A 19,793-nucleotide genomic window follows, 5' to 3' on the forward strand; every position below is an offset into this window, starting at 1 on the left:
TACGATTAGAATAACATTATAACAGCGTTTGAATTATGATTACAGAAGCGCAAAAACAGAAGATTTTGGGAGCGGTAGCCGCCAACCGTGCGAACTATCCGAGTGACGCCAAACACGCCGCTTCCCTTGGCATCAGCACATCGGTGTACAGTGCCATTAAGAACGGACAGACGGACAAGGCTCTTAGTGATGCCAACTGGATAAGTATAGCCCGTCGTTTGGGTGTGAGCCTCCGTGCCGATATGGAGTGGAAGGTTGCCAAGACCGCCACGTTCGAGTATATAACCGCCCAGCTGGAGTTCTCCCAGCAGTCGAGCCTGTCGGCTATCCTATGCGACATTCCAAACATCGGAAAGACTTTTACCGCAAGGTATTATGTGCAGAACCACAAGAATGCCGTGTATATCGACTGCTCGCAGGTGAAGACTAAGCTGAAGCTGGTGCGTAAGATAGCTGCGGAGTTCGGAGTGGATGCCAAAGGTAAATATAGCGATGTATACGAGGATTTGACTTATTACCTCCGTTCCATTGAGAATCCGCTTATTATTTTGGACGAGGCCGGGGATTTGCAGTATGAGGCGTTCCTTGAGCTGAAGGCTTTGTGGAATGCCACCGAACGCAGTTGTGCCTGGTATATGATGGGTGCGGATGGTTTGAAAGAAAAGATCAACCGTTCGATAGAATGTAAGAAAGTGGGCTATACCGAGATGTTGAGCCGTTATGGAGACCGTTACAGCAAGGTGACACCTGATGACGGCAAGGAGCGTGAGGCGTTTTTGAATGCCCAAGCTCGGACGGTGGCTAAAGTAAATGCCCCGGCAGGTGCGGATATAGCGCAGATTGTACGCAAGACACGTGGAGGTCTGAGACGGGTGTATACGGAGATTGAGAAGCTAAAAATGACCGCGCAATGAAACGAGCATATAGTCCGAAAGACATAGCCGCCAAGAAATGGGTGACGTTGCCGTGGGGCGAGAAATGGAACAAGCCTTTCGGGTTCCCTGCGGAGAACGCCTCCTGGTTCATTAGCGGTGCCAGTGCCAGCGGAAAGAGCAGCTTTGTGATGCAGCTTGGCAAGGAACTGTGCAAATACGGCCTTGTGTTGTACTTGAGCTATGAAGAGGGCGTGAACCAGACATTCCAGCGCCGTATGGAATATTTGAAGATGAACGAGGTACAAGGTAAGTTCCGTGTGGTTGTGGACGAGACCTATGAGGAACTGATAGACCGATTGAAGAAGCCGAAGTCCCCGAAGTTTATCATCGTGGATTCGTATCAGGTGTCGGAATGGGAGTATCCGGATGCGGTAGCCTTGATGAAGCGTTTCCCGAAAAAGTGCTTCATCTGGATCAGCCAGGAAAAGAAGAGCCAGCCGATGGGAGGCGGTGCGATCCGTTTGCGTTATATCTGCGATATGAAGATCCGGGTGGTTGGTTATAAGGCGTATTGTCAAGGCCGTGCCATCGGTGAGGCCGGCAGTTATTACGTAGTATGGGAAGAAGGGATCATTCAAACGAGTAATAACCTGTAATTATGGACAAGCTGAAGATGAGACGCAAGAATCTTCTGTATAAATTGCGTCGGAAAGGCTTTCGGTGTTCTACCAGGGAACGGGTGATATTTTGCCCCTACGGTAGCACCCCTTTGATTGTGGTCCAGATACGGCGGCTTTGCAAGGAATATGATTTTAAGGTGCAATTTGAAATAGTGTGACGATATGGAAAAAAGTGAGACGAAGATCTGCTGCATTTGTGGCAGGAGATTTACGGAACCGGGCAATAGCCCCGTTCCTGTGAGACAGGAGGGCGAGTGTTGTCGGAACTGCAACTGGACGATAGTACTGCCGGAAAGATTCAAAAGAAGCAAACAACTAAAAAAAGAAACGATGGAAAAAGACAAGGTTTACATCAGCGGGGCAATAGCCCACTACAACATTGACGAGCGCAAGGGTGCGTTTGCCAATGCGGAACAGAATTTGAGAAATATGGGCTTTTCCCCGGTCAATCCTTTTAAGAACGGGCTGCCGGATGAGGCCCATTGGAGAGAGCACATGCGGGCGGATATCGCCCTACTTCTGGATTGTGAGTATATCTATATGCTGAAGGACTGGGAACTGAGTAAAGGCGCGAAGCTGGAACTTGACGTGGCGAGTTCATGCGGCATTAAAGTATTGTTTGAATAAAAATGGCCGATATGGGAAAAATAAAAATGGAAACCGGTGTCGTGGTGATAACGTTGACCGCTACGGTATATAGAGGAATAATTCGTGAAACCCACTCCTCACGCATAGGATTTTGCGGGGAGTACAATAAGGAAATACTTTCTAAGATGGGTGATGAGTTCAAAAAGATATATGCCGGACAAATCGAGGCTGAATACAAAGGTAAATCAGTGAAACCGGATAAGATAATTTATCGTGTCAGTACCAAATCAACGGAATGTGAAATGATTCTTAATGGCAAATGATATGGCACAGGAAGTAACCAATTTCGCCCGGTTTTACGCTTTGTTCAACAAGCTGCCGTTCAACGGAGACCGGGAAGAGTTCAAGAAGTCCATCGTGTTGCAGTATACATGGAACCGGACAGACAGTCTTCGTGAAATGACGAGGCTTGAATATAAGACCTGTTGTGAGGGATTGGAGAAATTGGCCGGTGTGGACGAGCGTCGTCAGAAGATGCAGGAGGAGCTTAAATATTGGCGCAGCGTGTGTTTGAGACTCATGCAAAAAATGGGAATCGACACTTCGGACTGGGCGCGTGTCAATGACTTCTGCCGGAATCCTCGGATTGCGGGAAAGACGTTCAGTCAAATCTCTTCGGACGAACTGGAACAACTGGCTGTAAAGCTGCGCTCTATCCGGCGCAAGGGCGGGCTCAAGGAAAAAAAGAAAGAGGAAGTAAAACAACCGGCGGCGGTGACCTATATGTTCATAGACACCAAAGCCCCTAAAAATTGACGGATATGGATAAGAGATTCAAGGAGCTGCTTGAGAATGTCAAGAACCAGATACTTGACGTGTTCCCGGAAATGGATCGGGATGATCGGGAAGAGTTTTTCAACAGGCTGAACGAGTGGTCTTATGAGAAATATGAGGAAGCCCTGTTGGAAAGCGAGTTGGAAACGCCAGATTATAGCGAGGAGGATTAGTATGGGAATTGACGATCAGAACAAGCTGGTTAATGCCGGTTTCCAGATAATCCGTAAGGACGATTATCCTTCCCCGAGGATTAAGTTTTGTACAGGCCGGAATGGAAGTTGGAAGACGTATAAGAAGTTTGAGACAAAGGCTGAAAGAGACAGGGCGTTTGCCTTGCTTTTGAAGGATGAGAAAATAATCAGTGATTAACCATCAAAATTTGTTACAATGGCAAAAAGAGAAAAGAAAGTGATCATTACCGGCGTGACCAGGGAGGCCGCCGACGAAGCGTTTGCAAATTATGCGAAGGCAGATGCGCAGAGTGCGAAGATTACGGCGGACATCGAGCTTCAGTGCGCGAAGATCCGTGAGAAGTACGCTAACAAACTGGCAGAGCTGGAAGGAGAGAAGGAAAAGGCGTTCGACACCTTGCAGGCCTATGCCACCGAGAACCAGGCAGAATTGTTCTCCAAGAAAAAGAGCCTTGAGATGGCGCACGGCGTTATCGGTTTCCGTACCGGAACGCCAAAGTTGAAAACCTTGAAAGGCTTCACGTGGGCGAGTGCGTTGCAGCTTGTCAAGGAGTTTCTTCCCGGTTACGTGCGCCAGACGGAGGAGATTGCCAAGGACAAGCTGCTTGCGGACCGTGACACCGAAGAGATGGCTCCGCAGATGGCCAAGTGTGGCATACAGGTGGCCCAGGACGAGACATTCTATGTTGAACCGAAAAAGGAGGATGCCGCATGAAACATAACGTAGAGAAGACCCCAAAAGTAGCCCTGTGCCGTGCTTGTCACGGCACGGGTGTCATACAGAGAACGACCGAACTTCCTTCCCGGATTTTCAGAAAAAAGAAAGTGAATATTACCGAGGAGGCTTGTCCCCAGTGTGGCGGCAGCGGCCGGGTGATAGTGAGCGCGAAGATGGAACTGGACATTCAACCATATAATCCAAAGAAGGAGTAAGCGATGGCAAAGCGACGCGGAGTAAGTTATGAGAAACGTGTGGAGGAGATAAACAGGATATACGACCAATATGCCAAACGCGGTGTACCGAACCGTGAGATCTGGCGGCGGTACGTATATCCTGTATATGCCGTTACCGAACGTACATTCTACAATATACTCAACGCGAGCGCGGATGCGAGCAAGAAAATAGCTGACGAGGAGACCCGCCAGCTTTTACTCTTTAATGACGATGACTATGAACAAGGACGTGCAGAAGATAATCGCCCGGATCCTGCAGGATATCCGGGTGGAGATGACAGATGAGTTCGACCGTAATTTTGAGCGTCAGGCTTTTTTCTCCGAGGCATGGCAGCGGCGTAAAAGCCCGACACGTCCCGGAGGTTCTATTTTGATAGATACCGGCCGGCTCAGGCGGAGCGTTTCCAGCCGGACCACGGAGAACAGCATCACGTTTTACACCGACCTTCCGTATGCGGCCATCCACAATGACGGCGGGGAGATAAGGGTGACAAAAAAGATGAAGCGTTACTTTTGGCATAAATACTACGAGGCGACCGGTTCTTTCGGGCGCAGGAAGAATGGAGAGAAACGCAAGGACAAACGTACCGTGCAGCTGACCGGCGAGGCGGAGTTCTGGAAGTTCATGGCGTTGAAAAAGGAGGGCAGCATGATCAAGATTCCCCGAAGGCGTTTCTTGGGGGTTTCTCCCGAAGTGGAGAAGGCTGTCCGTGAAATCATAGAGGAGAATATAACGGAATATTTCAATGTTGAATTTGATATAAGACGGAAATGAGAAAGGAACTTTATAATATGCTCTGCAAGGAGCTGAAGGAGGTGGGCGGAGGCTTGATAAAACACATCGACCTGTGGAACCACAATGTGGAGTTTATCGAGCAGGAGGAGAATTGGGAACGCCCTGCCGTATTCGTGGAGTTCTGCCCGATACGCTGGAACGCGATTGTGGACGGGGTGGAATATCGGGCCGAACCGGAAGTGAAACTGCATATCGTGACGGACTGGGCCGGTGCAGCCAACGAGGGCAGTCCGTTCAAGGAAGAGGCGTTGGAGGTGTTTGACCTGCCGGAACTGATACATGAGCGGCTCTCGTGCATGGATGGCGATACTTTCATGGCATTTGACCTTGTGGAGAGCCAGACGAACCACAACCACGAGGAGATCGTGGAAAATATCGAGGTGTATTCGTGCGTGGCCTTCAAACGGCTTCGATAAACGGCCATGTTCAGACAGTAAAGCCTCCGGCGGACAAATTACCGCCGGAGGCTTTCTATTTCAACAGGGGGCAAAGAAACGCCGTCAGGCAGCCTCTTTTTTGAACAGCATCATGTCCGTGTAGGATGAGCTGTAGTTTATGTGGGCGTTGAACTCCATCCGGGTACATCCCTCGAACGGGTTGCCGATATTTTTGTTTTTCCCGATCCATTCGCACAGCTCCAGGATGGAGGATTTGTTTGAGGTGAAATAGACGAACGGATGCCCGGATAGCACGTTCAGCACGTCGAGGTAATCCGACATACGCCAACTCATATTGTAAGTACCCACGTCGGTGGAAAGGTACGGCGGGTCCACCAGGAACACCACGCCCGGCGTGTTTTTGTACCGGTTGAACAGCTCCTTGTAATCGCAGGAGACGATTTCCAGCCCCTCCAGATAATCCGTGCACTCCGGATAGTCCGCTTTCCGGATGTTGTTATAAAGGGCTTCCTTCCGCATCTCCGGTACGTTCAGTTTATATTTCATGGAGAACATCAAAGAGGAGGACAGGGTGATGAAGTCCACGTAACCGGTCTCGTGCTCCTCTTGGAGGATACGGCTGAAGATGCGCTCACGCAGTTCTCCGGTTATGGTCTTGTGCCGTGGAACGGAATTCCCTACCATGGCACGCAGGTCGGCGATCAGCCGGTTTGTCCTTGGGATGTTTTCCAACCGCTTGTGGTAATTGTCGAAATCGTTGTATATGACCGTGGCTTCCGGCTTGCATCGTTTGGTGATGTGTGATAACAGGCCGGAACCGCCGAAAAGGTCAACGAATACCGTGCTTTCCGGATATTGTTCCAATACTTTCATAAACTTGCGTGCGAACATGCGCTTTTGGCCCACGAATGGCAGCGGGGCTGACAGATACGTCTTTTTCATACGTTCAATTCGAATTTTACGTTAGGATTTCCGGCAAGCAGTTCTTGTGTGCGTGTGACGTTGTTCTCGTAAATATGCACGTTGCCGAGGTTGATTGTGATGGATTTCAGGGGTAGTTCTATTTGCCGGGATATAAGGTACAGGTGATAGATGTCCGCCGGTAATCCGAGGTTGGCGTCCGAGCTACGCTGGTAGGCCGTCAGGACCAGTTCGCCTTGTTCGATCTGGAACTGTACGAGGCTGAGGCATGGTGCCTGGTTGCTTTCCGTGCCGGTCGAACCGAGGAACAGCACGTAGTTCTTGCTGCTTCGTTTTTCCCGGTTGATTTTGCCAATCAGAGGTGGCAGCTTCTCGAAATAGGTAGGGTAGGAGTTCACGAGGATGGAGCCGCAGTAGTCCCACCAGTTTATCCCGGCTTCCCGGTATTTCTCAACCTGTCTTTCCCCGCTCATGAAGAGCGACAGTTCGCTTCTGAGCTTTTTCCGTGCGATATTGTGTCCCTCGAAAATATCGAGCAGTTCCGCAGGGGACAGCGTTACCGTCTCGTTCAGTAGGTAACGGCTTTCGCCTTTTCTGCCTTTTTGTGTCTTGCCGTCGGCAAGTACCTTTTTCAGGATTTGATAATACTTGTTCATGGTGTGTCGTTTTGATACCCTGCAAAGGTACCGCGCCGTTATCCCTCTTCAATGGGGAGGCTGTCCCATTACACTGCAAACGGGTTACAGTCGCTTTGCAGCCGTTTGATGAGCGTGTATACCTTTCGCTCGCAAACATTATAACGTTCGGCCAGTACTGCCACGATGTAGGAAACCTTTTCGCCTTCGTCCAACAGCCTGTTGTAGTCATTGTATAGTTCGATATACTGTACGTCTTCCATCCGGATTCCCACTTTCCGGCATGTTTTCAGCATTCCTTTATTCAATTTCAGTATCTCAATTACTTTCATATTCAACAAAAATTAGTACTTTTGCACTGTCTCACTTATTAAACAACAACGAAAACACCCAAATGGGGTGGCATGAGGGCATTGCCCCCGGCCGCGCTCCATTTGGGTGCGTTGTGTTTAATAGTAAGTGAGACGACTGTTTTAACAGGCCGGGGGCTTTTTTTACAGCCTTACCCCCGAAGGCTTTTTTTAATCTACCGCATATAGCGACAAATCAAATACATCTTTCTTTTTCCATCCGTCGGCCAGCGTGTTTTGGATATGCTGCATGGCTTTCGTATAGAAGTCTGTCAGGTCTTCCAGTGTAGCAAACTCGCGATAGACCGGTTCGGTGTCCGTCCCGAATTTGAACACGACCGGAAGAGTCGCCCCTGCTGTTTGCACGGCAAGGTCGTAGGCTGCCTTGTAGTTGAACTGGTTCTCGCTTGACAACCATACCGGGACATTCTCGTAGGTGAAACCTGATAGGATATCCTTGTCGGTTTCCCGGTTGTGCCATGTTATGACCGTGGAGCGTATCTCGTCTTCGGTGGGTCGATGGTCGAACTCCTCTTCCATGTAGGTGGCCGATCCGTTCTCTCCCGGCTGCACGTCCCATCGGACACGCCATTTGTTTTTAATGGGGTTTATGCATTCAAGCAACCGTACCCCGATGTTTCCTTCCACTTTTTTCATCAGCTGAATACATACTTGGTTCTACCTTTGCCGAAAGTTTCCGTCCGAATGATGGTCTCAAACGGAAATCCGTCCGGCATTTCACTCACTTGCGCGAGGATGTTCTTCATCTCTTCCGAGTTGGTGAAGAACTTCTTGGCCTCGCCATTCATCTCGATGGCTACGATACAGCGGTCCTCGCCTTGTTCGGTGCGGATGCCGGTCTCGAAGTCCTTCACGATGATGGGTAAGTTCACTAATTCCCGGATGCTTACCACGGAGCCGGGAAAACGTTTCTTGCCGTCTTCCGGCTTGTAGGAAACGTTCAAGTCTTTAAATGATCTCATTTTTTTGCCTGTTAATTTATTAAACAACATATTGCAGTCGGCGTGCTTGGCCATCCCATAGAAGGAAGCGACCAGTTCACGCCTTCTTTTCCTCGATTTGACCTCGTGCATTTTTCGGGCGAACTTCTGTTTGATGCGCTTGCGTAGGCGCACATGGTCGGGGTATATGACATATCCCAAGAAGTCTATGCCCTCGTCCACCGGGAATACACGTTCATTAGGCTTTACGGTAAGCCCGATTTGTGTGACCTGGAAGTGGACGGCATCACGAATCTTCCACAATTCTGATTTCGCGTCACCGAGTACCACGCCGTCATCGCAATAGCGGTAGAAATGGCGGACGCCGTACTTGTCCTTTAAATAATGGTCTAAAAAAACAGACAGGAGCAGGTTGCCCAACCCTTGCGACGACCTCAGCCCGATGCTGATTCCTTGCGGCATGAGCCTTACGAAGTTGTCAAGCATGGCGATGAGTTTCTTGTCCTTGAATACCCTCCGGACACAATACATTACGAAATCCTGCCCCACGCTCTCATAGAACTTGGAGATGTCGAATTTGTAGCAGTAGCGTGTTCCTTCCGGGTCTTCTTTCATGTCGCGGCGTATGTACTCCATGAGGTCGTGCATGCCGCGGTTCTTGATGCTGGCTGAGGTGGTACGGATGAACCGTTTCTTCAGGTGCCTGTCCACTACGGCCATGATTGCGTGGACGGCGATGCGGTCCTTCATGGTGAGTATCTGGATACGTCGCATTTTTCCACCCTCCACGATTTCCCTCTCCCGGTAATCCTTGACGGTGAATGTACCCGTCTTGATTTTTCCGGTAAGTTCCTGAAGCACCTCTTCCCTGTGCGCAAGCAGGTAACGTCCCTGGCGGCTTTTTTTTCGTTTGGAGCCACGGAGGACCTGGTTGAACGATTCCGCCATATTGGAATAATCGGCAATCTCTTCCACTATATATCCTTGCCTGTGCATTATAGCATCGTTTTTTTTGATTGTTTTACAAACGGAAGATAAGGGCCTTCCTTTCCCCGGGTCTGACTTCTTCGAGCTGACTTGAGCCTACCAAACTCCACCCGACGCGTGATTTTTCAGCTTTCCGCACCTGTGCGCTTTTGCTGTGGCTTGCTTCCCTCGGCACCACGGTAGGGGACACGTCCCCGGTGTTGTACGCCGATTGTTAGATTTCCAGACGGGAGCCGACATTCGTGTTCGAGTTCGATGCATCGTTATTCGCATTCGCATTCGACACGCCGCCATTCGCATTCGCATTGTTGTACCCGCGATAGACCACACGGACTATCAGGAAGCTCCACCGGGGTGCAAAGGTACGGATAAAAGCCAGTCCCCTTGTTAGATAACGAGGAAAATCAATGCAGCGATTGCTCCTCCGGTCACGGTGAGTGTCCAGTCCGTCCAGTCCCAACGACCGCCCCGGAGCTTGTCTTTGAGCTCCAGCGAGGAGGCTGCGATGGCGGCTGCGTATAAGGCCGCGTACGGTGTCAGGGCTGGCAGCCCCACGATAAAACCGCCTACCAGGTGTTTGTAGCGGTTACTTTGTTTCAAAAATGAAAGAATCTTGTTCATAAGCAATTGGATTAAAAAATGTTTTGTATATTTGCAAACACAGAAGCATTGAGGGAATGACGAGCAGGCGTTTTAGTCCAAAGTGTCGCCCTTGGTGCTTTTGTTTTTTTTATTCTACTATTATATCATTTACTGAGTATAAAAAGTATTTTATGCGGATATAACCGTTATCCCTTCTTGTTACTTCTTTGGCAACATTAAGCCTTACCCATTTTCCATTGATTTTAACTTTGAAGTAGAAGAAGTGTTCCACATTGTCCGTCCTTGGGTGAGTCAATGCGGAATCATCCACATATTCGGCACGTTCAAGGTGTGAATCCAGGTTCTTCAAGTCCTCCTTGGAAACGATGCGTGTCCGTCCGAATGTGTCGGAGAACAAGTGCTTGTTGCCCTCTTTGGTAAAGCCGATATTCAAGTCCTTGCCATTTATGTTCTTTTCCACTTTCTTTTGAAGTAGAGGCTCCATTTCATGCAGATAATGGATACGTTCGATAGCTCGTGCGGACTTTTCCCGGTCTCCGGCGCATTTTTGCAGTATTTTGCAGGCGGCGCACAGCTCGTTGTCCGGAACGAAGGCCAGTTTAAGTTTCCCTTTGGCCATATCACAATCCCTGCACCTTTTGATGGTGTATGGGTTGTAATCCGGCATGGTCTTCTGTTCTTTTCCCGGGTTGAACCGGAAGATGCCTTTGGTGTCCCTTTGAAGGGCTGACTCGCCCAATGCCATTGCCTCATCGTAGGGCGTTTCCGGATATTTGGATTTTCGTACCTGGACTACGGTGCACCTGCAGTTCCATCCATTTGGCGGGAAATACTCTTCCCAAAAGGGGTCTGCCATAGGTCGTGTTACCCCATGCAGTTCGGCATGTTCCGGGCGAACCTTGCCATCCCCGGCCGTCCGGTACTGGAGGTTGTAGCGGTCCCCGTCTTCTGCGAACCGTTCCCACTTGGCGGCCATAGTCGCCGAAGCCTGCACAAAGTTGTACTCTGCCCGGAGGTAGCCCCGATTATAGGTTTCGTCTATCTTCCGGACATCGTTCAAAAAGCGTTCGAACGTTTTTCGATTGCCGTTCTCATCCAGCAGGGAGGGGAAGGCTTCGTTCAGTTCATGGAACGTCTTTAGGCCTGAGAATATATAATCCGACCTCTGCAGGCGCCCTCGCATGGCCTCGGACATCTCCACCTGCCGGAATGAAGAGTCCAGGACGGAGGCGTGCGTCTCTATAAAGTCCTGCGCCTCTTCTGAAGCCAGTATGTTGATTTCAAGGTTTGCCCCCTGCTCCCGGAACAGGGCTTTCATCATGCGGTCGAACATCTCTGTAAGCTTGTCACGCATCAATTTTGCCTCGTCCTCTTTTGAGAGTTGGAGGGTATGATTGCCAAGCAATGAACTGTAGCGTAGATGCAGCCCCGAATAATCCTCGGGGCTCAGTCGAAAAAACGGGATAGCGTTCCAGCCTGTTTGTCGTCTTTCTTCTTTTTCGGATCTGCCGGGTCCGGCTCTTCCTTCGGTTCCTTCTCCTCGCACGGAATGCCGTATTTTTCCTCAAAGTACTGTGGCTTCACCTTGTAGTGCTGCAGTACCATTTCTTCGTAGGCTTTCTGCTGTTCGGGAGTGTAGTCAATGGAGTAGTCCCAATCAAAACGCAGTCCCTTGACAGGAAAACCGTGACGAACCATGCGCGGAATGAGTTGGTTGTTCACTATATCCCGCAGCATGTCGCAGTCACTTTCCACGAGGTTCTGGAACACTTCAAGATGCGTTTCAGACTGTGAGAGGCTGCTTCCGTCCTCAATGGTCATCGTTTGTCCGATGATAAGCTTTGACAGTTCGGAATTGGCCCGATCGATGCGCTTGTCATAGACATTGAATGCATCTCCCTTGCCGCTTTCCACAAATTCGATTTCGGTTTCCATTCCTGCCACCATGGAGAGAGCGGTTCCGGCTTCACGCAGCATCTTATCAAGGCGGTCGATTTCTTTCTGGTCGCGCGAGGTGGTGCGTGCTATACGCATGGGCATTCCGAATATTTCCCCGAAGGTATCCCAAAAAGCCAGCATATTCTTTTTGGGGATAGTCTGTGAAGCTGCCTTGAGATACAGCCCGAGGTCGTCAGGTCTGCCGGCCTCAATGAGCCAGTCCGAAAAAGGCGGCTGGCGGTAGTCTATACCTGTAGTCCAGTCCTGTCCGAGGTCGGTTATGACACGCCCATATTCAGGAATGACATGCTTACGCGGAATAAGCTTCACATCCGAATAACAGATGCAGCCGTCGCCGTCAGTGCAAAGGTCGCCCAATTCGATGAGCGAATGTCCCCAGTAGATGGAATCGAGCGCATATCGCATGAGCTGTTTGAACCAGGATTGGTCGAAGAAGTGTACCGCCTCCTCGTTCTCATCCCCTTTCACGTCTACGATTTTGAAAGAGCGTGCCATGACAAACCCTCTGCGCTGCTCCACGCATCCGGAGAGGTGAAGATCTATTTCCGCGTCCCGGTAGATGTCGTACAGGCGCTGGCGGCTGGGGCTGTCCACATTGATGGCCGACTGCCAGGCATCGCGCCAGTTCTTGATGTCCTTCCGGGTGAGTGCATCGGTGGTGCGCTGCAGGTCGATGACCATTTTCTGCACCCGCTTGATGTCTTTCCCCTTGGCCAGATTAAAATTGCCGTATGGCGTTTGCAGTACGTTTTTCGGTTTACTGGAAAACATACCGCTGAAAAAGTCTTTAATATCCATAGTCCTACCAGTTATGATGAAGCTGCTTCTGACAGCTGTAAACAAGTGAATTTCCGGACGGAAGCCCATCTTCTCCGACAGCCAGGGGCAAATCAGGGACAATTTTTCCGGCCTGTACGCCTTCAAGCCACTTGATGGCCCGTTCATATCGTTCCTTGCGTATCTCGCTTCCCATCTTTTGTGGCATGGCTGCGCTCATGTGGTAAAGTGAAATGTCGCAGGTGTACATGACAATGAGCCGGTTCCGGTGTTCATCCTGTGCAGAGAAAATGGCCGTACAGTCGTATTTCGGCCGTAGATAACCGGCAATTTCTTCCCGGGCTTCCGCTTCTGCATTGGTACGGTTTTCCGGGCTTACCTGGGAGATGACCTTCAATGCGTTGTCGCCGATGACAACTTTGTAATCTTCTTCTGTAATGAACATGACCTTATTATTTAGTGATGAATAATGCCATTTTTTCTATATCCCGGATAGTGGTTCCCTTGCGGAAACGGTGGCGGTGAATCAGTTCGCAGATATTCCTTTTGGGGACAACTTTCAGTTTGCCGCCCATATACAGGACGTAGTATTTTCTTCCGTAGAGCTTGGCATACTTGCAAGCACGGGCAACGGCACGTTTATAGCGCCATGCAAAAATCATTCTTTTAATCAGTTGTATCATGTTACCATATATTTTTGGCGGTCGGCCTTTTGCCGAACACCGGTTGAAAACTCTCCTGTCTTGAATTGCGCTGCAGCATCCAGATGGCTCCCTCGTCGGCATCCGGTGCATCATCGTGAATACGGCTGCCACGCTCCAGAGCCAAGGTCTGTTCGATTCCGGTCTGCATATCCGGCGATTCTTTCAACTTCTCATTGTAGAATACGAAACCGCGTTCCCATAATGGTGACACCGCTTCGATGCGCTGGAGCTTGTCCGGCTTCTTTCGTTTGTCCGGCATGATGGGCAGTTGGTATCCACGCAGATTTCCTTCTGCCTCAAACTCATCCAGAATGACATCCTGCATGAAGTTCGCTTCCATAAAGAACTGGACGGCTGCCGTATCGCGTGTACGCTCGTAGAGGTCGTAAAGCCACCGTACCATTCCGGAAACGGTATCCTGCCGGACGTAACAGTCTATAAGGTGCAGTTCCTTCCCAATCTTGCCCCAAAGGCGGCAAGCCTTGTAGTCGTTTGAAGTGGTCGATTTGAAAGAGGGGTCGGTATAGCAGACCAGCATTTCATACTTGGACAGTCTGGGCAGTTTCTTGTAACGAATCCAGTCTGCCCGGAAGATAGTGCCGTCCACGATGGGGTTGTGCATCATCTCCTTTTCCCATGCCCGGTAGCCTACGAAATCCCTGTATTCCTGCGCCTCCTCTTTCGTCCATTTTTCGCGCCATACCGGTTCTCCGTTCTTGTCTATTGCCTTGATGACGGATACATGTACCCCTTTTGTCTTGGTGAGATTGGCCAGCACCGAGTTTTTAGAAATGAGGTTCCCGACCATGATAAAGCGTCCCCGGCCCACATCCAGTGCACCAAAAAGGGCTTCTTTCACCCAGTCTGTAATGTCATGCACCCGTTTCTCATTGCGGCACAGTTCGTCGTCATCCAAGTCATCGATGACGATGTAGTCCGGGCGTGCTTCCCGGTCGCGCAGACCACGCGGAGACTGTCCGCGTCCGCAAGCCAGGAATTTCACCCCGTTGGCAGCCTTGAACTCCCCATCCTGCCAGGAGGCATTCCCCTGCTGCTTGCCGAAGTCGGCAATGATGCGCTGGTTGTGTTCCAGTTCCGCCTGAATATCGCCCAGCAGACGTGTGGCAGAGTCTTCGCTTTTGCCGACCACCACCATGAAATTGATGAGCCGCTTTGGTTGGAACATGAGCCATAATGGGACGAAGATGTCCATGTGAGTGGACTTGGCATGACCGCGCGGCCACATGAATACCGCCTTCAGGTTGGGCGTACCCCTTACTTTGGCCGCTGCCGCATTGTGGAACGGTGCATTGTGAATGGTGCGTATGGCTTCCCCGGTAGTCTTGTCACGCAAGGTGAGGAAGTGGGGAAAGTAATATTCGCAGAATGCGGCATAGTTACCCTGCAGCCGCAGAATGCGCCTGTCCCTTTGTGCCGGTGTCTCGCCTGCGAGCAGCGCCGTATCCGTAATGGACTGTACCCTTTTGCAGTGTTCTTTCCACTGTTCGTATGCCTGTTTCTTTTCCGCTGCTGTTGCCATGCCCTTGTTATTTTATGCCCATCTGTTCGGTTATGTACAGGTCCTGGTACTTGTTGATGGCCTTTACCAATTCCGGGGTCACATCCGGGTCGATTGTCGAGCGGTATTCGATCCATTTGGAAAATGCCATGAACACTTCGATGGCATCCACCACATTGGCCTTCTTGTCGAGCTTCTCGATGACCGCCGACAGTTTTGCCAGCTTGTCGCCCAGCCCGGCTATCAATGTGGGGTCATCCGACGAGTTCACTTGTGTGATAAGCGTGTCGATGGTGAGCAGAAGCTTGTTCACCAGTTCCGGCCGGGTGACGTTCTTTGCCGCCCTTGCTTCTTTCCACCCTTCGGAGGTACACCATTTGGATATGGTGACACGAGACACGTCCACCTTTTCCGCTATTTCCGTTTGCTCCATTCCGGAGAGGAATAGTGAGCGTGCGAGCGATTTCTTCTTTTCGATTTCTGCCTTTGTCATATTATAAAGAATATAGGTTTGAACGGCAGGTATTGGAATGACTGTACACCTGCCCGATTTGTTCGCAAAGTTGTCCGCTTATCGGTTTGCCGCCAAAATAATGTGTAACGGTTTCATAGAAGTGTGCAACCGTTGCACACATTTTTGGCGGCCCTGCGAGTGCTCCGTAATATTGCAGAGCCAACGCACAAAGGCGTGGCATGGAAAAATGAGTAAACGTGTAAGAATTTCAAATGACAGCCTGAACAGTTACGGAAGCCGCGTGCTGACATCGGGCATGAGTGTGGAGCAGTACTGCCGGAATCCGGTACTGCTGTACATGCACCAGCGCGGTAGCGTGATCGGTTATGTGAAGGATATCCGGGTGGAAGACGGCGAGGTGACCGGTGAACCCGTGTTTGACGAGGCGACCGACCTCAGTAAGAGGTGTAAGAAACAATTTGAGTTCGGCAGCCTGAGAATGGTAAGTGCCGGCATAGATATCCTGGAACTGAGCGAACAGCCCGAACATCTACTGCCGGGACAGACTTGTCCGACCGTGACCAAGAGTAAACTGTACGAGGTCTCTCTGGTGGACGTTGGTTCTAACGATGATGCCATCATATTGATGAAAGACGGTAAACAAATCACTTTGGGAAGGGACGGGGAATGTCCCTTGCCATCAATCAATAATCAAAAAACAGAAGAAGAAATGGAACTGAAACTTTTGGCCCTTCAATTGGGGCTGCCGGAAACGGCGACGGAGGCTGATGTAACCCGGGCATTGAATGACCTGAAAGCGGCCAAGGCTGAGAATGACTCTCTGAAAGATGAAAACGGGAAGCTGACCCTGGCCCGCATTACCGGTCTTGTGGAAAAGGCCGTAGCGGAGAAACGACTGGGGGAAGACAAGAAGGCACAGTTTATCGAACTGGGCAAGAAGGTTGGATCCGACGAGCTGAAGAATGTGCTTGATGCCATGCAACCCCAGGTGAAGATCTCCACCGTGCTGAGTTACCAGGGTGGCAAGCAGCAGGCACAGCCGTCCACCTATGCCAAGCTGAGCGATGTCCCGAGTGACGCACTGCTTGAAATGCGTGAGCAGAACCCGGAGGAGTACAAGCGTCTGTACAAGGCCGAATATGGAATGACCTGTGAAATTTGAAAACCTTTAAAATGAAGACAATGGGAAAAATTGTAATGCTTTTGACGGCACTCCTGTTCAATACGCTGACAGGTGCCGTGTGTGCTTCCGTGCTGGGATTCTCTCCTGCAGCCGGAGCTGTGGGAATGAATGCGGTGGCAGCCTTCATGGGCATGGCTCCGCAGAGCGCTTCAATACTCCGTGAAGGGGTTTATACGGAAATCTGGACGGGCGAGCTTGTCAAGGTACTCCGTGCCGGGCTGGAAGGCACGTGGCTGTCAGGAATTCCCGACCAAAGCAGTATCGTGAACAACGATGTGATTCATCTGGTAGAGGTAGGGGTGGATCCGGACGTCTTGATTAACAACAAGACCTACCCGATTGACGTACAGGCTTTGGAAGACAAGGACATCGCCATCAAGCTTGACAAATTCCAGACCAAGGCCACGCCGATTACGGATGACGAACTTTATGCCATCAGCTATGACAAGACCGCCCGTGTAAAGGAAGGTCATGCCAACAGTATCAATGATGCGAAGTTCACCAAGGCGGCCCATGCCCTTTGCGCGAACAAGAATACGGCAACGACCCCGGTGCTTAAGACTACCGGCGAGAAAGATCCGGCCACAAACCGTCTGCGCCTTACCGTGAATGACCTTGTGGAAATGAAGCGTGCCCTTGACAACCTGCGCGTGCCGTCAGACGGCCGCAGACTGGTGCTTTGCCCCGACCATGTGAATGACCTGCTGCTGACCAGCCAGGCATTCCGCGAGCAGTACAACATTGACCGCAACAGCGGCAAGGTAGGCAACCTGTACGGCTTTGAAATCTATGAGTACGGCAACAATCCGCTTTATACTACAGCCGGAGTGAAAAAGGCATTGGGTGCAACGGCAGAAGCCGGTGAATTCCCGTGTTCGTTTGCCTTCTACAAACAGCGGGTTTTCAAGGCAACAGGCTCTACCAAGATGTATTATTCCGAGTCAAAGAACGACCCGTTGAACCAGCGTAACCTGATTAACTTCCGCCATTACTTCATCTGCATGCCCAAGAAAGAGGATGCCGGAGTGGTAATGATGAGCGGCTATCAAGCATGATGATTATGGCAAAGTTGAAATATCTGGTAATACACTGTACGGCAACTCCGGAGGGACGTGAGGTTTCATCTGCGGACATCCGCAAATGGCATACATCTCCGGTTGCCCAGGGAGGAAGAGGATGGAAGCAGGTTGGCTATACCGACCTGTTCCACCTGAACGGAGGCGTGGAACGTCTGGTAGAAAACAATGAGGATGCACAGGTGGACCCTTGGGAAGTGACCAACGGAGCCAAGGGATATAACAGTGTGAGCCGTCACATCGTGTATGCCGGAGGCGTGGAAAAAGACGGTAAGACCCCGAAAGACACCCGCACTGGCTGTCAGAAAAAGACACTGGAGAAGTATGTGAAGGATTTTCACCGGAAATTTCCTGATGTACGCATTGTAGGACACAACGAACTGGCAGCGAAAGCCTGTCCGAGTTTCGATGTGCAGGAATGGTTGAAAGAAATAGGTATTAATCAATAATAAAACCGGGTGGTATGGACTTGAGCGAATTTATGAACATTATCCTTGGCGGCGGCCTGGTTGGTACGGTGGCGACCATTGGCTCCTTGCGGGCTACTGTGAGAAAAGCGAAAGCGGAAGCGATGAAGGCTGAGGCCGGTGCAGAGGCTATGCGCATAGATAACGCCGAACATGCCACCCGCATTTTGATGGAGAATATTGTAAAACCTCTGAAAGATGAATTTTGTGAAACAAAGAAAGAACTGGCCCGCAATACACGTGAGATGGCCCGTCTTAGAAAAGCTATTGATACAGCCGGGAACTGTCCTCATCGTGACGATTGCCCTGTGCTTGACAGGTTGCGCGAGTCACCGAAAGAGCATGAACCGGGAAGTCCGGACGGAAACGGCAAGCGCCGACAGCGCGAGCGGAAGTCGACGGGCGGGACTGGTGATGGCGGGGGTACCGGCGAGTTCGGTGAAGCTGACTATACCGGCGGACAGCCTCCGTAAACTTCCTGAAGGGGCGGTGTATCGCGGGAAGAGTGGACAGGCGAATCTGACCGTAGGCAGCGACGACAGCGGGAACATCGTGGCCGAAGCCTCGTGTGACAGTCTGCAGCAGCTGGTGCTATGGTATGAAGAAGAGCTGGCGCGCATCCGTAGCGAGACCAAGAACGAAATTTCAAATGACGTTCAAACGGAGGAAAAACGTCCTCCGAACCCGGTGCGGGTGTTTACTTGGGGAATGGTTGCCGGCTTGCTTGTCGGTATGTTATTAACAATGAAACTGAAAAAAAGATGAACAAGAATTTTATGTACGGCATAGGAGCCGTAAAGTATAAGGATTTCACAATCGGGTATATTGAAAAGAACTCGTTTGACCTGGGCGGCAAGAAACCCGAGGCCGCGAAGATCGAGGCCGAACAGGTGCAGGGTGCCCCGGTGCTGGTCATCCCACAGAGTAACGGCGGCATCGCCCCGACATTTAACGTTATCCAGATGAACTATTCGAACCTGCACAAACTGCTTGGCGGCAGCCTGCATTATAAGAAAGAAGATTCGGAAAAGAAAACTCCGATCGGCTGGACAGCCCCGTCGGAGGTGCTTGTCATGCAGGGACCATGGGAACTCTCCCTCGTGTCCGGACAGAGCGTACTGATTCCCAACGCCACGCTGCTTTCCAATCCTGCAGGCAAGCTGACCCTTACAGAAACCTCCAAGATAGAGGTTACGCTCGAAGTGGCGATGCCGGAGGACGGTTCGCAGCCTTACGGCGTGTTCGATACGGAAGCAATACCGGACGAGTGGGGGCAGTACAAGCTGCCGCCGGCGGAAGCCGCGGCTGCAGCATCGCTCCAAAGCGAGGAGGGCTAACGTATGGCTGACCGGCTGGAACAACTGATAGAGATGGAGTGTGCGGACGCGCTGCTTGACAGTGGCGTGTCCGTTCCTCTTAAAAGGTGGAAGTTTCCGTGGCTGAAACGCCCGGTGGAGGTACGTGTGACGATGAAGCGTCCGAGACTGCGGGGTCAGATATTGTTGGCCAGGGAATATCTGAAGATGGGTATCAAACCCGACTGGCAACCGAAGGACAAGGCCGAGGAACTGGCCTTTGTGGCGGAGCATGGCAAGGCCGTGAGCCGTCTGCTGGCCTATACGGTATGTCGGGGCTACGTGTCGCGGCACGTGGGTATCGGGGTGACGGCATGGGTGCTGCGGAACTTTGTGGAGTGGCGCTATCTGACGGCTATGTTCCGGACATTCGAGCGTCTGATGGGCACGAAGGATTTTATGCGTATTATCAGCTCGACAGCGCGGGCGAACCCGATGACTCCGAGACTGAGCCAGGCAAGGAAGGGGAGTTAAGAACCCGGTATGAGGGTTCCCATAGCC

General features: G+C 51.0%; 31 protein-coding genes. 19 read left to right on the top strand and 12 right to left on the bottom strand.

Translation table 11 applies throughout. The features are described 5' to 3' along the window. The first annotated feature begins 35 nt into the window (after positions 1 to 35). The 12 genes from NEE14_RS14070 to NEE14_RS14125 all read left to right on the top strand — a co-directional run bounded on the left by NEE14_RS14070 (position 36) and on the right by NEE14_RS14125 (position 5,337). On the top strand, positions 36 to 914 hold the full coding sequence (locus tag NEE14_RS14070) for an AAA family ATPase (protein WP_251968586.1): 879 nt from the start codon (positions 36 to 38) through the stop codon (positions 912 to 914). Next, a complete protein-coding gene (locus NEE14_RS14075; RefSeq protein WP_072546188.1) occupies positions 911 to 1,531 on the top strand; it encodes an AAA family ATPase in 621 nt (206 codons plus the stop codon). The genes NEE14_RS14070 and NEE14_RS14075 overlap by 4 nt, the downstream gene beginning before the upstream one ends. Positions 1,532 to 1,885: 354 nt before the next feature. Beyond that, the gene (locus tag NEE14_RS14080; RefSeq protein ID WP_032934364.1) at positions 1,886 to 2,182 is read left to right on the top strand and encodes a DUF4406 domain-containing protein; all 297 of its coding nucleotides are present in this window, start codon (positions 1,886 to 1,888) and stop codon (positions 2,180 to 2,182) included. Positions 2,183 to 2,193: 11 nt separating this feature from the next. Continuing rightward, positions 2,194 to 2,466 (top strand): hypothetical protein, encoded by a 273-nt coding sequence (locus NEE14_RS14085; protein ID WP_146348593.1) that lies wholly within the window; start codon positions 2,194 to 2,196, stop codon positions 2,464 to 2,466. Between the two features lies 1 nt (position 2,467). Next, positions 2,468 to 2,959 carry a hypothetical protein gene (locus NEE14_RS14090; RefSeq protein WP_075966845.1) on the top strand — a complete coding sequence of 164 codons (492 nt, stop codon included), beginning with the start codon at positions 2,468 to 2,470 and terminating at the stop codon, positions 2,957 to 2,959. Between the two features lie 5 nt (positions 2,960 to 2,964). Then, positions 2,965 to 3,150 carry a hypothetical protein gene (locus tag NEE14_RS14095; RefSeq protein WP_251968587.1) on the top strand — a complete coding sequence of 62 codons (186 nt, stop codon included), beginning with the start codon at positions 2,965 to 2,967 and terminating at the stop codon, positions 3,148 to 3,150. Between the two features lies 1 nt (position 3,151). Further along, positions 3,152 to 3,349, top strand: a complete 198-nt coding sequence (locus NEE14_RS14100; protein ID WP_146348590.1) for a hypothetical protein — start codon at positions 3,152 to 3,154, stop codon at positions 3,347 to 3,349. Between the two features lie 18 nt (positions 3,350 to 3,367). Then, positions 3,368 to 3,886: a host-nuclease inhibitor Gam family protein gene (locus NEE14_RS14105; protein WP_146348589.1), complete on the top strand. Its 519-nt coding sequence runs from the start codon at positions 3,368 to 3,370 to the stop codon at positions 3,884 to 3,886. Next, positions 3,883 to 4,104, top strand: coding sequence for a hypothetical protein (locus tag NEE14_RS14110; RefSeq protein ID WP_251968588.1), 222 nt, complete (start codon positions 3,883 to 3,885; stop codon positions 4,102 to 4,104). The genes NEE14_RS14105 and NEE14_RS14110 overlap by 4 nt, the downstream gene beginning before the upstream one ends. Before the next feature lie 3 nt (positions 4,105 to 4,107). After that, complete coding sequence (locus tag NEE14_RS14115) at positions 4,108 to 4,410, top strand: hypothetical protein (protein WP_008675547.1); 303 nt, start codon at positions 4,108 to 4,110, stop codon at positions 4,408 to 4,410. Next, positions 4,343 to 4,900: a phage virion morphogenesis protein gene (locus tag NEE14_RS14120; RefSeq protein WP_195341874.1), complete on the top strand. Its 558-nt coding sequence runs from the start codon at positions 4,343 to 4,345 to the stop codon at positions 4,898 to 4,900. The genes NEE14_RS14115 and NEE14_RS14120 overlap by 68 nt, the downstream gene beginning before the upstream one ends. Further along, entirely contained in the window at positions 4,897 to 5,337 is a 441-nt protein-coding gene (locus NEE14_RS14125) for a hypothetical protein (protein ID WP_008675551.1), read from the top strand. The genes NEE14_RS14120 and NEE14_RS14125 overlap by 4 nt, the downstream gene beginning before the upstream one ends. A gap of 84 nt (positions 5,338 to 5,421) precedes the next feature. Here the strand turns inward: NEE14_RS14125 and NEE14_RS14130 are convergent, their stop codons facing one another. The 12 genes from NEE14_RS14130 to NEE14_RS14185 form a co-directional block, all read right to left on the bottom strand. Then, positions 5,422 to 6,261 (bottom strand): DNA adenine methylase, encoded by an 840-nt coding sequence (locus NEE14_RS14130; protein ID WP_008675552.1) that lies wholly within the window; start codon positions 6,259 to 6,261, stop codon positions 5,422 to 5,424. Then, positions 6,258 to 6,896, bottom strand: a complete 639-nt coding sequence (locus tag NEE14_RS14135; protein WP_008675554.1) for a thymidylate synthase — start codon at positions 6,894 to 6,896, stop codon at positions 6,258 to 6,260. Before NEE14_RS14135 ends, NEE14_RS14130 begins: the two co-directional genes overlap by 4 nt. Before the next feature lie 68 nt (positions 6,897 to 6,964). Then, a complete protein-coding gene (locus NEE14_RS14140) occupies positions 6,965 to 7,207 on the bottom strand; it encodes a helix-turn-helix domain-containing protein (protein WP_008778303.1) in 243 nt (80 codons plus the stop codon). A gap of 189 nt (positions 7,208 to 7,396) precedes the next feature. Further along, positions 7,397 to 7,882: a hypothetical protein gene (locus NEE14_RS14145; protein ID WP_008675559.1), complete on the bottom strand. Its 486-nt coding sequence runs from the start codon at positions 7,880 to 7,882 to the stop codon at positions 7,397 to 7,399. Beyond that, a complete protein-coding gene (locus tag NEE14_RS14150) occupies positions 7,882 to 9,183 on the bottom strand; it encodes a reverse transcriptase domain-containing protein (protein WP_032934366.1) in 1,302 nt (433 codons plus the stop codon). Before NEE14_RS14150 ends, NEE14_RS14145 begins: the two co-directional genes overlap by 1 nt. A 378-nt stretch (positions 9,184 to 9,561) precedes the next feature. Continuing rightward, a complete protein-coding gene (locus tag NEE14_RS14155) occupies positions 9,562 to 9,795 on the bottom strand; it encodes a hypothetical protein (protein WP_008675568.1) in 234 nt (77 codons plus the stop codon). A gap of 109 nt (positions 9,796 to 9,904) precedes the next feature. After that, complete coding sequence (locus NEE14_RS14160) at positions 9,905 to 11,110, bottom strand: phage minor head protein (RefSeq protein ID WP_008675569.1); 1,206 nt, start codon at positions 11,108 to 11,110, stop codon at positions 9,905 to 9,907. 113 nt (positions 11,111 to 11,223) lie between these two features. After that, complete coding sequence (locus tag NEE14_RS14165) at positions 11,224 to 12,534, bottom strand: phage portal protein family protein (RefSeq protein WP_032934368.1); 1,311 nt, start codon at positions 12,532 to 12,534, stop codon at positions 11,224 to 11,226. A gap of 4 nt (positions 12,535 to 12,538) precedes the next feature. Further along, positions 12,539 to 12,958: a phage protein Gp36 family protein gene (locus NEE14_RS14170; RefSeq protein WP_008675573.1), complete on the bottom strand. Its 420-nt coding sequence runs from the start codon at positions 12,956 to 12,958 to the stop codon at positions 12,539 to 12,541. A gap of 7 nt (positions 12,959 to 12,965) precedes the next feature. Continuing rightward, positions 12,966 to 13,196, bottom strand: a complete 231-nt coding sequence (locus NEE14_RS14175; protein WP_005798272.1) for a hypothetical protein — start codon at positions 13,194 to 13,196, stop codon at positions 12,966 to 12,968. 1 nt (position 13,197) lies between these two features. Further along, positions 13,198 to 14,757, bottom strand: coding sequence for a hypothetical protein (locus NEE14_RS14180; RefSeq protein ID WP_008675575.1), 1,560 nt, complete (start codon positions 14,755 to 14,757; stop codon positions 13,198 to 13,200). A 7-nt stretch (positions 14,758 to 14,764) separates the two neighbouring features. Continuing rightward, positions 14,765 to 15,229: a terminase gpP N-terminus-related DNA-binding protein gene (locus tag NEE14_RS14185; protein WP_008675577.1), complete on the bottom strand. Its 465-nt coding sequence runs from the start codon at positions 15,227 to 15,229 to the stop codon at positions 14,765 to 14,767. A 208-nt stretch (positions 15,230 to 15,437) separates the two neighbouring features. Between NEE14_RS14185 and NEE14_RS14190 the strand changes: the two genes are divergently transcribed. Genes NEE14_RS14190 through NEE14_RS14220 form a run of 7 tightly spaced genes read left to right on the top strand, consistent with a single transcriptional unit; the run spans position 15,438 to position 19,766 of the window. Beyond that, complete coding sequence (locus NEE14_RS14190; RefSeq protein ID WP_032934379.1) at positions 15,438 to 16,373, top strand: peptidase; 936 nt, start codon at positions 15,438 to 15,440, stop codon at positions 16,371 to 16,373. Between the two features lie 35 nt (positions 16,374 to 16,408). After that, entirely contained in the window at positions 16,409 to 17,449 is a 1,041-nt protein-coding gene (locus NEE14_RS14195) for a hypothetical protein (RefSeq protein ID WP_171030726.1), read from the top strand. Positions 17,450 to 17,454: 5 nt separating this feature from the next. After that, positions 17,455 to 17,919, top strand: coding sequence for an N-acetylmuramoyl-L-alanine amidase (locus NEE14_RS14200; RefSeq protein WP_251968589.1), 465 nt, complete (start codon positions 17,455 to 17,457; stop codon positions 17,917 to 17,919). A gap of 14 nt (positions 17,920 to 17,933) precedes the next feature. After that, on the top strand, positions 17,934 to 18,410 hold the full coding sequence (locus NEE14_RS14205) for a hypothetical protein (protein ID WP_008778308.1): 477 nt from the start codon (positions 17,934 to 17,936) through the stop codon (positions 18,408 to 18,410). A 16-nt stretch (positions 18,411 to 18,426) separates the two neighbouring features. Next, positions 18,427 to 18,702 carry a hypothetical protein gene (locus tag NEE14_RS14210; protein WP_008778309.1) on the top strand — a complete coding sequence of 92 codons (276 nt, stop codon included), beginning with the start codon at positions 18,427 to 18,429 and terminating at the stop codon, positions 18,700 to 18,702. Further along, positions 18,699 to 19,274, top strand: a complete 576-nt coding sequence (locus tag NEE14_RS14215; RefSeq protein WP_005798256.1) for a hypothetical protein — start codon at positions 18,699 to 18,701, stop codon at positions 19,272 to 19,274. Before NEE14_RS14210 ends, NEE14_RS14215 begins: the two co-directional genes overlap by 4 nt. A 3-nt stretch (positions 19,275 to 19,277) precedes the next feature. Next, positions 19,278 to 19,766, top strand: a complete 489-nt coding sequence (locus NEE14_RS14220) for a hypothetical protein (RefSeq protein ID WP_118027173.1) — start codon at positions 19,278 to 19,280, stop codon at positions 19,764 to 19,766. Positions 19,767 to 19,793 lie beyond the last annotated feature (27 nt).

Source organism: Parabacteroides sp. AD58 (assembly GCF_023744375.2).
GTDB classification, from domain to species: domain Bacteria; phylum Bacteroidota; class Bacteroidia; order Bacteroidales; family Tannerellaceae; genus Parabacteroides; species Parabacteroides absconsus.

Excerpts from the sequence above, each read along its gene's own strand:
- NEE14_RS14070 (WP_251968586.1), top strand. The coding sequence starts at position 36 with ATGATTACAGAAGCGCAAAAACAGAAGATTTTGGGAGCGGTAGCCGCC.
- NEE14_RS14075 (WP_072546188.1), top strand. The coding sequence starts at position 911 with ATGAAACGAGCATATAGTCCGAAAGACATAGCCGCCAAGAAATGGGTG.
- NEE14_RS14080 (WP_032934364.1), top strand. The coding sequence starts at position 1,886 with ATGGAAAAAGACAAGGTTTACATCAGCGGGGCAATAGCCCACTACAAC.
- NEE14_RS14085 (WP_146348593.1), top strand. The coding sequence starts at position 2,194 with ATGGGAAAAATAAAAATGGAAACCGGTGTCGTGGTGATAACGTTGACC.
- NEE14_RS14090 (WP_075966845.1), top strand. The coding sequence starts at position 2,468 with ATGGCACAGGAAGTAACCAATTTCGCCCGGTTTTACGCTTTGTTCAAC.
- NEE14_RS14095 (WP_251968587.1), top strand. The coding sequence starts at position 2,965 with ATGGATAAGAGATTCAAGGAGCTGCTTGAGAATGTCAAGAACCAGATA.
- NEE14_RS14100 (WP_146348590.1), top strand. The coding sequence starts at position 3,152 with ATGGGAATTGACGATCAGAACAAGCTGGTTAATGCCGGTTTCCAGATA.
- NEE14_RS14105 (WP_146348589.1), top strand. The coding sequence starts at position 3,368 with ATGGCAAAAAGAGAAAAGAAAGTGATCATTACCGGCGTGACCAGGGAG.
- NEE14_RS14110 (WP_251968588.1), top strand. The coding sequence starts at position 3,883 with ATGAAACATAACGTAGAGAAGACCCCAAAAGTAGCCCTGTGCCGTGCT.
- NEE14_RS14115 (WP_008675547.1), top strand. The coding sequence starts at position 4,108 with ATGGCAAAGCGACGCGGAGTAAGTTATGAGAAACGTGTGGAGGAGATA.
- NEE14_RS14120 (WP_195341874.1), top strand. The coding sequence starts at position 4,343 with ATGAACAAGGACGTGCAGAAGATAATCGCCCGGATCCTGCAGGATATC.
- NEE14_RS14125 (WP_008675551.1), top strand. The coding sequence starts at position 4,897 with ATGAGAAAGGAACTTTATAATATGCTCTGCAAGGAGCTGAAGGAGGTG.
- NEE14_RS14130 (WP_008675552.1), bottom strand. The coding sequence starts at position 6,261 with ATGAAAAAGACGTATCTGTCAGCCCCGCTGCCATTCGTGGGCCAAAAG.
- NEE14_RS14135 (WP_008675554.1), bottom strand. The coding sequence starts at position 6,896 with ATGAACAAGTATTATCAAATCCTGAAAAAGGTACTTGCCGACGGCAAG.
- NEE14_RS14140 (WP_008778303.1), bottom strand. The coding sequence starts at position 7,207 with ATGAAAGTAATTGAGATACTGAAATTGAATAAAGGAATGCTGAAAACA.
- NEE14_RS14145 (WP_008675559.1), bottom strand. The coding sequence starts at position 7,882 with ATGAAAAAAGTGGAAGGAAACATCGGGGTACGGTTGCTTGAATGCATA.
- NEE14_RS14150 (WP_032934366.1), bottom strand. The coding sequence starts at position 9,183 with ATGCACAGGCAAGGATATATAGTGGAAGAGATTGCCGATTATTCCAAT.
- NEE14_RS14155 (WP_008675568.1), bottom strand. The coding sequence starts at position 9,795 with ATGAACAAGATTCTTTCATTTTTGAAACAAAGTAACCGCTACAAACAC.
- NEE14_RS14160 (WP_008675569.1), bottom strand. The coding sequence starts at position 11,110 with ATGTTCGACCGCATGATGAAAGCCCTGTTCCGGGAGCAGGGGGCAAAC.
- NEE14_RS14165 (WP_032934368.1), bottom strand. The coding sequence starts at position 12,534 with ATGGATATTAAAGACTTTTTCAGCGGTATGTTTTCCAGTAAACCGAAA.
- NEE14_RS14170 (WP_008675573.1), bottom strand. The coding sequence starts at position 12,958 with ATGTTCATTACAGAAGAAGATTACAAAGTTGTCATCGGCGACAACGCA.
- NEE14_RS14175 (WP_005798272.1), bottom strand. The coding sequence starts at position 13,196 with ATGATACAACTGATTAAAAGAATGATTTTTGCATGGCGCTATAAACGT.
- NEE14_RS14180 (WP_008675575.1), bottom strand. The coding sequence starts at position 14,757 with ATGGCAACAGCAGCGGAAAAGAAACAGGCATACGAACAGTGGAAAGAA.
- NEE14_RS14185 (WP_008675577.1), bottom strand. The coding sequence starts at position 15,229 with ATGACAAAGGCAGAAATCGAAAAGAAGAAATCGCTCGCACGCTCACTA.
- NEE14_RS14190 (WP_032934379.1), top strand. The coding sequence starts at position 15,438 with ATGAGTAAACGTGTAAGAATTTCAAATGACAGCCTGAACAGTTACGGA.
- NEE14_RS14195 (WP_171030726.1), top strand. The coding sequence starts at position 16,409 with ATGCTTTTGACGGCACTCCTGTTCAATACGCTGACAGGTGCCGTGTGT.
- NEE14_RS14200 (WP_251968589.1), top strand. The coding sequence starts at position 17,455 with ATGGCAAAGTTGAAATATCTGGTAATACACTGTACGGCAACTCCGGAG.
- NEE14_RS14205 (WP_008778308.1), top strand. The coding sequence starts at position 17,934 with ATGGACTTGAGCGAATTTATGAACATTATCCTTGGCGGCGGCCTGGTT.
- NEE14_RS14215 (WP_005798256.1), top strand. The coding sequence starts at position 18,699 with ATGAACAAGAATTTTATGTACGGCATAGGAGCCGTAAAGTATAAGGAT.
- NEE14_RS14220 (WP_118027173.1), top strand. The coding sequence starts at position 19,278 with ATGGCTGACCGGCTGGAACAACTGATAGAGATGGAGTGTGCGGACGCG.